The organism is Saccharothrix deserti, assembly GCF_009769385.1.
Classification (GTDB): domain Bacteria; phylum Actinomycetota; class Actinomycetes; order Mycobacteriales; family Pseudonocardiaceae; genus Actinosynnema; species Actinosynnema deserti.
In genome coordinates this window covers 529,117-540,785 of the sequence record NZ_VKAB01000002.1, presented here as the reverse complement: position 1 = coordinate 540,785, position 11,669 = coordinate 529,117, and the positions used below count along the sequence as shown (strand labels likewise).

Here is an 11,669-nt window from a genome sequence, read left to right as displayed (position 1 = left end):
GGGGAGCGCTTGGCATACGATCTCCGCAGGACATCTGATGTGTCCGCTCTCGGAGGTTCGATGTCACGCGCTCCCCTCGCCGACGACCTGGCCGACCATCTCCTCGACGAGATCGTCGAAGGTCGGTACCCGCCGGGTTCCGCGCTGCCGAGCGAGACCGAGCTCGCCGAGAGCGCGCAGGTGAGCAGGCTGACCGTGCGCGAGGCGATCAAGGCCCTGCGTGCCCGCAACGTGGTCCGGGTGGAGCGGGGGCGCGGCACCTACGTGAACCCGCCGGACCGCTGGATGTCCCTGGACGCGGTGCTGCGCGCGGCCCGGTCGCTCGGCGGGGCCACCGCCGAGGGCATCCCGTACCGGCTGCTCGAAGCGCGGCGGATCATCGAGGTCAGCGTCGCGGAACTGGCGGCGGCCCGGCGCACCGACGACGACCTCGCCGCGATGGAAAAGGCCATCCGCAGCATGGTGGAAACGGCGCGCGTCGGTGACGTGGACGGCTTCGTGACCGCCGACATCGCGTTCCACCAGGCGGTGCTCGACGCCGCGGCGAACCCGTTCATCTCGGTGCTGTTCGACCCGCTCGGTCAACTCCTCGTGCAGGCGCGCGAGCAGACCTCGTCGCACGCCGAGATCCGCGACCACGCCATCGAACACCACCGCAACGTGCTCCAGGCGATCCGCGCCCAGGACCCCGAGCAGGCCCGCTGGGCGATGCACGGCCACCTGCGTCAGACGGAGAACGACCTCGGGACGTACGTGTTCGACCGCCACCCCGGCCAGGCCTGACCCACGTACCACGGTGGCAGGCGCCGCCGCGCGGCACTCACCGGCCCTTCACCCGTTCGGTCACGGATATCCGCTGACGACCTCGACACCTCCACCATGACACCCATGGTCGAACACGTGTTCGCCCACCGGCAAGATCACGATCGGGTGATCGTGCCGAGGGGGCCCGGAGTGTCGCCCCGAGCGGTCGACGGCGACCGGCAGCGCGACCGGCAACCTGCCCTCACGCACCCGGCGGCACGCGCACGCGGAGAAACCCCTGCGCCCGCGCCATCCCGCCAGGACCACAGCCAAGATCACACGCTACGCATGCACCGCAAATGAACGCTCATGGACACTCGACCACCAGCAATTCCTCACCCCCGAAGGCGGGACTTCCGCGCGCGCCCTGACGCCCGTGCTCCGGGTCGGGCGTGATCCTGAAGGCGTTAGAGGCTGTCCTGTCTTGAAGGGATCTTCACGGTGAATCAGCAGCACCCGTTCCGATCGCAGACCGTCGTGGCGGTGTCGCCGCACTCGGACGACGCCGAGTACGGCGTGGGCAGCCTGCTGGCCGCCTACGCGGCCTGCGGGCACCGGGTGACCATCGTCCTGATGACCGGCTCGGACGAGACCCGGTTGACCGAGGCCAAGTCGGCGGCGGCGATCCTCGGCGCCGACCTCGTCGCCGACCCGACCGGCCGCGACGGCGGTCTCGACGTCACGCCGGCGCGCGTGCGCTGGCTGGAGGAGCAGATCGCCACGGCGGACATGGTCTTCGCGCCGCACCCCGACGACACCCACCAGGACCACCGCGCCGTCACGGCCATCACCAGCGCGGCGCTGCGCCGGTCGACCGTCGGCCTGTCCTGGTACCGCACGCCGAGCAGCGGCCACGCGTTCACCCCGACGGCCTTCTCCCCGGTCACGGAGTACTCCGCGAACGTGCGGCAGCGCGCCATCGAGATGCACCGCACCCAGGCCGACCGCGCGTACTTGCGGCCGGAGCACCTGGCGCTCAAGGACGCCTGGTTCGGCTGGCTGAGCGGGCACGCGGCCGCCGAGCCGTTGCAGGTCGTGAGACACCAGCTCAGCGTCCTGCCGGGACTTGTGGACGCCTGCTGACCGAGTACGCGTGCGGCCCCGGGCGCCACCAGCGGCGCTCGGGGTCCTCGGTGGGAACTTGGACGGCGTGCAAGTCTGCACTGAGATTTCTGTACGCTGGGGCCGTGAGGACGAGTCATGAGCCTGCGTGAACGCAAGAAGCTGGCCGCCTGGCGCGCGATCCAGAGCGCCGCGCTCCGGCTGTTCGAGGAACGCGGGTTCGAGGCCGTCAGCGTCGAGGAGATCGCCGCCGCCGCGGACGTCTCCCGCAGCACCTTCTTCAACTACTTCGCCGGCAAGGAAGCCGTCGTCTTCGACCAGGACCCCGAGGAACGCGACCAGTGGCGGGCGATCATGGCGGCCCGTCCCGCCGACGAACCCCTGTGGGACGCCCTGACCGCGATCCTGATCGGCTTCAACGAGCGCCTCCGCGACCGGACCCTGACACAACGACGGCTGAGGGCCCGCTCTCCCGCCCTTGCCCAGTCGAGCCTGAACCAGTCGAGCTGGGCCCTCGTCGGTGAGCAGTTCCTCGCCGACCTGCGCGCGTGGGCGGCATCGCGCACCCCCGAAGGCGACGCCATGGCCACGGCTCTGCAGATCAACCTGGCCGACACGGCACAGAACACCGCCTACCAGACCTGGCCCGCGGACGAGTCCTTCGACGACTACCTGCAACGGTTGAAGACCTGCCTGCACCAGGCACGCCCCGACATCGCGAGCCCCCCGACCTCGGCTACCGACTCCTGACTCGGCCACCCGCACCCGGACGTCCACAGTGGACTGAAGAGGTCGGCGGCTTCGCGGCTTGGCGTGGCGGGTTGTCAGGAGGGTGGCCAGTGGTCGAGGAGGACGTGGAGGGCGTCCAGGGTTCTGGACCACGAGGCGTTGGTGTCGCGCGGGGTGTGGCGGAAGCCGCCCGCTGCTTCCAGGGTCGTGTATCCGTGGAAGGTGCTGTGCAGGAGTCGTACGGCGTCGGTTTGATCGGGCTCGGACAGGTCGTAGCCGCGCAGGATGGCGCGTGTCATCTCCGCGTGCCTGCGTGCCGCGCTGGCCACCGCCGTCTCCGGGGGTAGTTCGACCTGCATGGCGGCGTACCTGCCGGGGTGGTCTTTCGCGTAGTCCCGGTAGGCGTTGGCGAAGGCGACCAGGGCGTCCTTGCCCGCGCGGCCGGCCAGGGCGGTGGCGACCCTGTCGGCGAGTTCCGCCAAGGCCAGGACGGCTACTCGTTCCCGCAGGTCCTGCGCGTTTCTGACGTGCGAGTACAGGCTCGCGTCCTTGACGCCGAACCGGCGCGCGAGCGCCGAGACGGTCATGTTCTCGAAGCCGACTTCGTCGGCCAACTCCGCCGCTGCCCGGACCAGGCGTTCGGCGGTCACCCCCGCGCGTGCCATGTCGCCCTTCCTGAACCTAGGAGCTCTAGGTTAACACCTAATCGTTTGCTCGATCTATCTAGCACGCGTAGGTTTGGGCCCATGGGACCGCTAACCGAGCGCGAGATCCGCGCGTCGTTCGTCAACTGCACCAAAGGAGAGGCGAAGCGCCTGGCCCTGCCCGGGGACCTGTCCACGCGACCGTGGGACGACCTGGACTTCCTCGGGTGGCGGGACCCCGCGTCGCCGCAGCGGGCCTACCTCGTCACCGAGACCGGCGACGGCCTCGTGGGCGTGGCGCTGCGACTGGCGTCATCGTCTGCCGGTCAGCCACGGCGCAGCATGTGCTCCCTGTGCCTGACCACGCATCCCGGAGACGGCGTCACGCTGATGACGGCGCGCAAAGCGGGGAAGAGCGGCCAGCAGGGCAACTCCGTGGGGGCCTACATCTGTGCCGATCTGGCGTGCTCGCTCTACCTGCGCGGGAAGAAGGACGCCGGGCCCGGCGGGCGACTCCACGAGTCGCTCACGCTGGAGGAGAAGATCGAACGGACCACGGCCAAGCTCACCGGTTTCCTGGGCAGGGTGGTCGGCTGACCCTTCCAAGCGTAGCTGTGGCGTTGCCACCTGCTGTCGGACGAAAGGAACCACCCACGTGCGGGACGTGCTGAACCTGTGGCGTCAACAGCTCGGAGAAGTTCCCGACTCGGTCTGGCAACGCACAGAGCTGCAGGTGCTGATCCTCGCCGACAACGGGCTCACGGCCATCCCGTCCGAGATCGGACAGCTGCGCCGGCTGGCCACGTTGGACCTCGGCCACAACGACCTCACGTCAGTGCCCGACGAGTTGGGCGACCTGGGCGACCTCAGCGGATGTCTCTACCTCCACGACAACGACTTGAGCAGGCTCCCGGACTCACTGGGCAACCTGACCCGGTTGCGCTACCTCAACGTCGGCGAGAACACGCTCACCGCCCTGCCCCGGACCATCGGTCGGATGACCGCCCTGATCGAGCTGCGGGCACAGCACAACCGATTGACCGCACTGCCTGACAGCATCGGTCACCTCCGCGACCTGCGCGAACTCTGGCTCCGGGGCAACGGGATCAAACACCTGCCGCCGTCCACGGGCGAACTCCGCGAACTGCGCCACCTGGACCTGCGGGAGAACGCACTCGCCGAACTGCCGGAGTCGCTGGCCGACCTTCCCCGACTGCGCCTGCTCGACGTGAGGAGCAACCACATCACGCGGCTGCCGGACTGGGTCGTCGAGCTGCCTTCACTGGAGAAACTGGATCTGCGCTGGAACGCGTGCGAACCCTCGCCGTCGATGCTGACCGAGCTGGAGCGGCGAGGATGCGTGGTTCTGATGTGAACCGGGGGCGCGGGGACAATCGGCCGGTGAAACGTGTGCTGCTCGCCGGTGGTTCGGTGTTCGACGTCCGGTCCGGAGAGGTGTCCCAGGCCGATGTGGTGGTGGAAGGCGAGCGGATCGCCGCGGTGGGGCGGGGGTTGGACGCGGACGAGGCGGTGGACTGCGCGGGTTCCTTGCTGGTGCCGGGTTTCATCGACTGCCACACCCACGTCTGCATGACGCCGGCACACGAGGACCCCTACGGGCTGCCCCGCTCGGCCCGCTCGTTGTCGGCTGTTCCGGTGCTCGCCGCGTTGCTGCGCAGTGGTGTAACCACGGTGCGGGACGCTGGGATTGGCCGAGGACCGCGGTGAGATCGCGGACGGCAAACGGGCCGACCTGGTCGCCCTGCACGGCACCGGACTGGACGTGGCAGCACTCGACACCCGGATCCGCGCCGTCTGGCGCAGCGGTCGCCCGGTGTCCGCCGGACCGCGATCCGCGTCGTGACCGCGAACTGGCCGGCCCGTCCGAGCGAATCGGGTGGGCCGGCCAGGGCCATCGGTTGCGGTGTTACCCGCCGAAGGTCACGGAGAGGCGGCCGTCCGAGGCGAAGGACCAGCGCAGGGCACCGGAGTACGAGGAGCACCGGGACCCGTTGGAGCCGGACCAGAACTGGTTGGAGCTGTCGGAGCTGCCGACGATCCTGTCGTTCGTCCCGCTGCCGCTGCGGCACGAGGTGTTGTTGCGGAACACCGAGGTGCCGCCGTCGAACGTGAAGTTGCGCTCGTCGTTGTCGATGCTGATGTTGTCCGACACCGCCATCGTGCCGAGGTTGCGGTTGTAGGTGAACCCGTGCTTGCCGTTGTCGTAGGCGATGTTGCGCCGGACGACGTGGTTGACGCCGATGTCCTCGCCGCCGAGTTTGTAGCCGTTGCGGTCACCGTTGCCGGCCTGGGAGCCGTCGCTGAGGGTGCCGTTCTTGTAGGCCAGGGAGTCCTCGATGGTCACCGCGCCGATGGCACCGGTGTCGGTCTTGGTGTAGAGGTCCCAGCCGTCGTCGATGTTGTTGTGGGCCACGGCGTAGCGGAAGACGTTGCCGGGACCGGAGGTGAGCTTCGCGGCGAAGCCGTCGGCGTCCTCGCCGTCGGAGTCGGCGTTGTCGTGCGACTCCGCGCTCAGGATCAGGTTGTTGGCCGGCCACTGCTCCTTGGGGGTGCTGGAGAGCATCCGCGAGAGTTGCAGCCCCGTGTCGCGGTTGAAGCGCGTCACCGTGCGCTCGAAGATGTTGTTGCTGCCGCCGACGAAGATCCCGTTGTCACCGGCGCGCTCGACGACGATGCCCTTGACGTGCCAGTACGACCCGTTCACGGCAAGGCCGCGGTTCGCCGGGTCCTCGGCCTGCGCCGAGAAGTTCAGCACCGGGGTCTCGCCCGGGTAGGCGAACAGCTCCGTGCGGTCGCCCGAGGTGCCGTTGTTGCCCTGCGGGATGGTGACCGTCTGCGAGTAGCGGTACGTCCCGCCGCGCATGTAGATCGTCCCACCGGGGGTGATGCGGGTGATCGCCGAGGTGAGCGTCGTCGGGGCCGACTCGGTTCCCGCCGCGCTGTCGGTGCCGTTCGGCGCCACGTACAGCGCGGCGCCGGTCGGCGGCGGGGTGCCGCCCAGCTCGGCCTCGAGGTAGTCGATGTTGGGCAGGCCGGCGGAGGTGGTGGGGCTCAACCGGATGGCGTTGCTGCCCGAGCTCACCGGCACCGTGAGCGTCTTCGTCACCCACGTGCCCCACGCGCTGGTGCTCTCGAACGACGCCGCCGGGGCCGCCGAGCCGTTCACCGTGACGTTCGCGGGCCGCGCGGTGGTGCCACCGTTGGCGAAGCGGACCTTCACCGTCGCCGTGCCCGCGGTCGAGGCGTTGACGGTGAACTGCGCGTAGGCGCCGACCGCGTTGTTGCCGTTGCAGAACCCGCTGCCGGAGTAGCCGCTCCAGTCGGAGTCGATGGTGCCGGTGCAGACCGCCGGGGAGCTCTCGGCCTCATAACGGGTGGGCGCGGCCAGCGCCGTCGTGCCGGACAGCGCGACGAGCGCACCGGCCAGCAGGCTGACGTACGCGATGGCTGGTCTCGGTTGCATCGTTTGTTCTCCAGGTTCGTCGGCTCTGACGAGGGGGTCGGTAATGAGCCGACCCCTTTTTGTGGCGGTTCCCGGTATGACGGCATGGCTGGTCAGAGGGGGTGTGCGGGCCGGACAGCCCAACACCGCCTCCGGGGGAGGAAATCGCTTTCTTCGGACGCTAGGTGCTTGCCGGGAACGCGTCAATAGACTTGATTATTCATTCATGGACATGAACGACCCGGGTATTCATGAATATGAACGACCGGGTGATCGGGGTGCTGGTCGAGCGGGTTCGGCGCGTCATTCGACACGCCGTTCGACGCAGTGTTCGACGCGGTATTCGACGCCGCGGGCACCCTTGATTGATCAACATGTCGCCACGAATGATCACGTGGTGGGGGAGAACGCCCGGCACGTGACTACGGGTTTCCGCCGACTGGCCGTTCGACGCGGCCGCTTACGGCAGAAGCCCGGCCGAGCGTGGCTCGGCCGGGCTTCGTTCGGTCCGGTGCGGATGGCAGCCGCGCCGGACCGGATTCCGTCAGCTGGACGGATCGGTCCTTACTGGTAGTACCACGACACGAGAGCGGTGCCGCCCGCGAAGTTCGCGTTCGACGAGGCGGACACGGTCATGACCGGCGCGCCCTTGCCGCCGAGGTAGTAGCACTTGATGTAGGCGTAGCCCCGCATGGTCGGGCACTTGCCGCCCTGGTAGCCGACCCGCTGGGCGTCGATGAGAACGCCGCCGTTGGAGGTCGGGTTCCCCGCCCAGCCCTGGAGGCTGTCGTACTTCGAGTTGCTGCCCGCGCCGTCGCAGCGGGTCAGCCTGGAGCCCGTCTCGTTGTTGTTCTCGTAGGCGACGAACGCGCAGACCGCGTAACGCTTCATCGCCGTGCTGTTCCAGCTGAAGTCACCGCGGAAGGTCAGACCGGTGGCGGCGTTCGCCGTCGAGCCGGGGCCGAACAGCGAGAGCAGCACCACGGCCGCCATCGCAACCGCAAGCCGCGAACCGCAAGCCGCGAACCGCAGGCGAAAGGCACTGCGCGGCGGTGGCCACAGTGGACGGACACCCCGCCGGTGGGACGCGTGGACTGAGGGGCCCGGTGTGTGGCACCACACCGGGCCCGTGGGTGGTCAGATGATCGGGACGCCGGCGAACGTCCGGCCGTTGAGCGGCTGGACCTGGCGGGCGTTGCCCTCGGGGAACTCGGCCTTGAACCGGGCGAGCGTCGCCGACGTCACGGTCAGCGGCGTCGCCAGGTACCAGGACACGCCCTCGGTGTAGGGGGCGGTGGTGAGGGAACCGTTGTAGTGGAAGGTGTAGTGGGTCGACGGCAGCAGCTGGTTCAGGTCGATGGCCGGCACGTCGACCGGGTCGCCGCACTCCGGCGCCAGCGCGGCGAGCACGTCGTCGACGACCGACTTCGGGCCCGCCTGGATCGGCACGCCGATCACCAGCAGCTTGCCCGCGGCGCTGCGGTGCACCAGGTGCATCTCCAGCGGGAAGGCGTAGCCGGCGAAGCGGTGCTCCGACGGCGTGTGGAAGTGGAACTGCACGAGGTCGTAGCGGACCCCGGCGACGGTGACGTAGCCGGAGCCGGGGGTGACCTCGGCCTCCTCCGTCTCCTCACGGTTGCGCACGGTGCAGCCGTTCGTGCTCGCCGCGTCCTTGCTGATGTACTTCAGCTCCAGCTCGGAGTGCCCGTAGGTCGCGTCGAGCTCGGGCTGCGAGGGGTCCGACCGGATGGCGCCCAGGGTGACGTTCACGGGGCTCTGGGACGACGTCTGCGACTGCGCGAAGGTGCCCGTGGTGACGATGCCGGCGAGCACCAGCGTCACGAGCACCGGCAGGGTTTGCTTGAGTCTCACGCCCCCTACTTTTCACCCTTTCGAGTGAAAAAGAAAAGAGTCCGTGAGCGCGCTCTCATCTCAGTTGGGTGCTAATTATCCCAATTGGGTCGTCGTGTCACAAATCGGACATTATCGGGTCTTTACTTTCGATTTGGGAATGTGAGACGAAGCGCCGGTTCGCCCGTCGTCGCTGGTGGCGACCCTGGAAGATCGTGCTGCGACGAACCAGGTCCGACGGCTGCGGGTTGTCGGAGAGAATGTCGACTTAGCGCCTTCCGTCGATTAGTCGGAAGCGTGGAAAAGCTCGGCGGCCGGTGCTGGGAAGCACCGGCCGCCGAACGGTCACTCACGTGGATTACTTGTTGACGCGTTCCTTCGCGGCGCGCGCGGAACGGGTGCAGACGGCGCCGACGTCCACCGTCTGGCCGCGGTCGGCGTAGATCTCCGCCAGACCGACGAGGTTGCCGCGCTGGTCGCTGCACGTCAGGGTGTACGGCTCCTTCGGGCCGTAGGTGGTCGGCAGCGGCGAGAAGAAGTCGACGGCCAGGTTCGACCAGTCGTCCGGCGTCGCCGGGTCGGCCTGCTCGTAGTTGACCATCACGGCGGTGTAGTCACCGGCGGGCGGGTCGAAGAGCACGGCCTTCTCGGTGTTGGTGCCGCCGTTGGCGGACGACGTCACCAGGTTGTTCGCCGAGTCGAAGATGTAGAGGTCCCAGTCGGTGTCCGTGGTGCCCCAGCCGACGGTCACCTCCATCTTGCCGTTGTCCACCGCGGGCAGGCCGTCCACGCGGAACGGGATGCGCTCGGCGGTCGGGTTGCCGGGGAAGTCGGTGTTCTCCGCCGGGATGCCGTCCGGGTTGGCCAGGGCGATCTTCGCCTGCGCCGGGCCCTGCGGGTCACGGCCGTAGCGGCCCGCGACGTACGGGCGGGTCGAGGGGTTGACCGCCCAGCTGAACCGGCCGCCCGTGCTGAGCAGGTCGGACTTGATCACGTCGGCCCACTGGATCGGGTCGGCGGTGGAGCCGTCCGGCTGGACCACCGGCGAGGTCGGCGTGGTGAACGCCTTGCGCACCTGCAGCTGGTAGCCCTTGGGCGCGGAGCCGACCAGCGTGGCGTGCGAGGCCGGGTCGGCGGTGCTGGCCAGCATGTCGATGAACGCCTGCCGGTTGCCGCCCTTGCCCGCGCCCGCGGCCGGGGCCAGGCCCGCGTACTCGGCGATGACCTTCTCGAACGGCGGGTGGAACTCGTCGGGGCCGACCTCGAAGGTGAAGCCCCAGCCGCCGGTCGCGAAGTACGACCAGTCCTCGGTGTTCCCGGTGGTGTCGTAGAGCATCCAGCCCGGCTGGCTCGTGTAGCCGTTGCGGGAGGCCAGCTTGTCGCCGAGGGCCTTGTAGGCGGGCTCGTCCAGCGGCGGCCGGACGTCGGCGACGCCGGGCACCCGCAGCACCAGGTTCGAGTAGGTGTGCAGGGTGATCAGGTTGGTCACCTGGCGGTTGGCGATGATCGAGCGGACGTTGCGGGTCTCCGGCTCGGAGAACGGGGCCGACCCGCGGTAGGTGTCGCTGCTCCAGTTCGTCGACGCGCCCGCGCCGCCCCAGAAGCCCGCGTAGTTGCGGTTGGGGTCGGTGCCGCGCAGCCGGCCCGCCGGGTTCGCCGCGCAGGAACCGGTGCGGAAGTTCTCCGGCGAGTCGTTGACGTTGCAGTTCTTGCGCTTCATCTCGTAGTCGAAGTTGCTGAAGTCGCCCTTGGGCTCGGCTTCGCGGGAGATGTTGAAGCCGTCCGGGTTGACGATCGGCACCACGATGTTGCGGGTCTTCTCGACCAGCGGCTTGAACTCGCCGCCCGCCTTGTAACCCTTGACCAGCTCGTGCGCCCACTCCATCGCGTGCTCGCCGGCGGGCCACTCACGCGCGTGGTGCACGCCCATGGTGAAGTCGACCGGCTTGCCGTCCCTGGTGTTCTCGACGTTGGTCGCGATCTCCACGCCGACCACGTCGCGGCCTTCCCAGGTCGCTTCCGGGAGGGTGAAGGCCTTGACCAGCCCCGGGTTCGCGCGGGCCAGCTCCTTCAGCTCGTAGTCGTACTCGTAGTGGTGGCGGTAGGCGGTCCGCCCGGACGGCAGCACCGAGGCCTCGGTCCTGGCCGCGTACTCCCGGTCGGTCTTCGCGTTCGCGATCGACTTCGCCGAGATGTCGGCCTGCACCACGGTCGACGTCATGCCGGCCTCGCGCAGCGTCTTGCGGTCGGCGTCGCCCGCCAGGACGACCTCGACGCCGGTGGCGTCGGCCTTCTCGGTCACGTCGAGGCCGAGCGCGAAGAGCCGGTTCTTGTGCTGCTTGGTGGGGGTGTCCACGCGCACGATCTCGGCGCGCTGGGTGGCGCCGTCCTGCGTGTCGACGGCGAGGAAGTCGACGCCGAGCGTGACGGTGCGCGAGGAGCCGGCGTAGCGGCAGGCCTGGACGACGAGCGCCTGCCCCTTCGTCACGAAGCTCTCGGCCAGTTCGGCACTGCGCAGCGCGGCCGAGGCGGCGACGACCCCACCGGTCGCCTTGTCGAACACGGCGACGTCCCAGTCACCGGAGCCGCCGCCGTGCGGCCGGAGCCGGGCCTGGACGAGGCCGTCGACCGTCGAGGTGAACTCGCGGCGGTCGACGCCCTGGGCGCCCTTCGGCAGCGCCTTCTCGAAACACGAACGCGCGACGGCCTTGTCACTGCGCAGGACGCTGTCCTCCGCGCTGGCGGTCGCCGAGGTCAACCCGATGACTACGACCCCGCTGAGCCCCACCGCGGCGGCCATCCGCCACGCCTGTGCTCGACTTGCTGATGAGCTCACGCCCGTCCCCTCCAAGATGCGCCGCCACCCGCGGTGGCGGCGTGACGCTGGTTCTGATGACCACGGACGTTTGTCGACGGTGGACACCGGTGACCCGTCCATGTCACCGGGCCGTCCGATCCGCGTGGGCCGGACGTCGTGCTTTTGGCGGAGGTCTTATGGCGCTGAATCGCGACCCGAGCCGGGCTTGGGCAACGGCGGTTGCGGTTGCGGTTGCGGCGCAGGGGAGACCCGCACGGATGACTCCGATCCCACTTGAGGCAGGGAAGGCCGAGTACGA

At 69.1% G+C, this 11,669-nt stretch carries 12 protein-coding genes; 7 read left to right on the top strand and 5 right to left on the bottom strand.

The features are described from left to right. Positions 1–60: 60 nt before the first annotated feature. The 3 genes from FM051_RS17170 (at position 61) to FM051_RS17160 (ending at position 2,616) form a co-directional block, all read left to right on the top strand. On the top strand, positions 61–783 hold the full coding sequence (locus tag FM051_RS17170) for a FadR/GntR family transcriptional regulator (RefSeq protein WP_158844054.1): 723 nt from the start codon (positions 61–63) through the stop codon (positions 781–783). Between the two features lie 462 nt (positions 784–1,245). Continuing rightward, positions 1,246–1,887: a PIG-L deacetylase family protein gene (locus FM051_RS17165; RefSeq protein WP_158844052.1), complete on the top strand. Its 642-nt coding sequence runs from the start codon at positions 1,246–1,248 to the stop codon at positions 1,885–1,887. A gap of 117 nt (positions 1,888–2,004) precedes the next feature. Further along, a complete protein-coding gene (locus FM051_RS17160; protein ID WP_158844050.1) occupies positions 2,005–2,616 on the top strand; it encodes a TetR family transcriptional regulator in 612 nt (203 codons plus the stop codon). 74 nt (positions 2,617–2,690) lie between these two features. Here FM051_RS17160 and FM051_RS17155 read toward each other — a convergent pair whose 3' ends face one another. Beyond that, a complete protein-coding gene (locus tag FM051_RS17155; RefSeq protein WP_158844047.1) occupies positions 2,691–3,260 on the bottom strand; it encodes a TetR/AcrR family transcriptional regulator in 570 nt (189 codons plus the stop codon). 81 nt (positions 3,261–3,341) lie between these two features. Between FM051_RS17155 and FM051_RS17150 the strand changes: the two genes are divergently transcribed. From FM051_RS17150 to FM051_RS17135, 4 genes are read left to right on the top strand one after another with little or no spacing between them, the layout of a single operon-like run. Beyond that, positions 3,342–3,836 (top strand): FBP domain-containing protein, encoded by a 495-nt coding sequence (locus FM051_RS17150; protein WP_158844045.1) that lies wholly within the window; start codon positions 3,342–3,344, stop codon positions 3,834–3,836. Between the two features lie 58 nt (positions 3,837–3,894). After that, positions 3,895–4,614 (top strand): leucine-rich repeat domain-containing protein, encoded by a 720-nt coding sequence (locus FM051_RS17145; protein WP_158844043.1) that lies wholly within the window; start codon positions 3,895–3,897, stop codon positions 4,612–4,614. A 26-nt stretch (positions 4,615–4,640) separates the two neighbouring features. Beyond that, positions 4,641–4,967 carry an amidohydrolase family protein gene (locus tag FM051_RS17140; protein ID WP_158844041.1) on the top strand — a complete coding sequence of 109 codons (327 nt, stop codon included), beginning with the start codon at positions 4,641–4,643 and terminating at the stop codon, positions 4,965–4,967. Continuing rightward, on the top strand, positions 4,948–5,103 hold the full coding sequence (locus FM051_RS17135) for a hypothetical protein (RefSeq protein WP_158844039.1): 156 nt from the start codon (positions 4,948–4,950) through the stop codon (positions 5,101–5,103). The genes FM051_RS17140 and FM051_RS17135 overlap by 20 nt, the downstream gene beginning before the upstream one ends. Positions 5,104–5,166: 63 nt before the next feature. On the opposite strand, the gene FM051_RS17130 is transcribed toward FM051_RS17135, so the two are convergent. The 4 genes from FM051_RS17130 to FM051_RS17115 all read right to left on the bottom strand — a co-directional run bounded on the left by FM051_RS17130 (position 5,167) and on the right by FM051_RS17115 (position 11,353). After that, entirely contained in the window at positions 5,167–6,723 is a 1,557-nt protein-coding gene (locus tag FM051_RS17130; RefSeq protein ID WP_158844037.1) for a carbohydrate-binding protein, read from the bottom strand. A 543-nt stretch (positions 6,724–7,266) separates the two neighbouring features. Then, positions 7,267–7,695, bottom strand: coding sequence for a hypothetical protein (locus FM051_RS17125; RefSeq protein WP_158844035.1), 429 nt, complete (start codon positions 7,693–7,695; stop codon positions 7,267–7,269). Between the two features lie 144 nt (positions 7,696–7,839). Next, positions 7,840–8,574 (bottom strand): carbonic anhydrase family protein, encoded by a 735-nt coding sequence (locus tag FM051_RS17120; RefSeq protein ID WP_158844033.1) that lies wholly within the window; start codon positions 8,572–8,574, stop codon positions 7,840–7,842. 337 nt (positions 8,575–8,911) lie between these two features. Continuing rightward, a complete protein-coding gene (locus FM051_RS17115; RefSeq protein ID WP_158844222.1) occupies positions 8,912–11,353 on the bottom strand; it encodes a M14 family zinc carboxypeptidase in 2,442 nt (813 codons plus the stop codon). Positions 11,354–11,669: the final 316 nt, after the last annotated feature.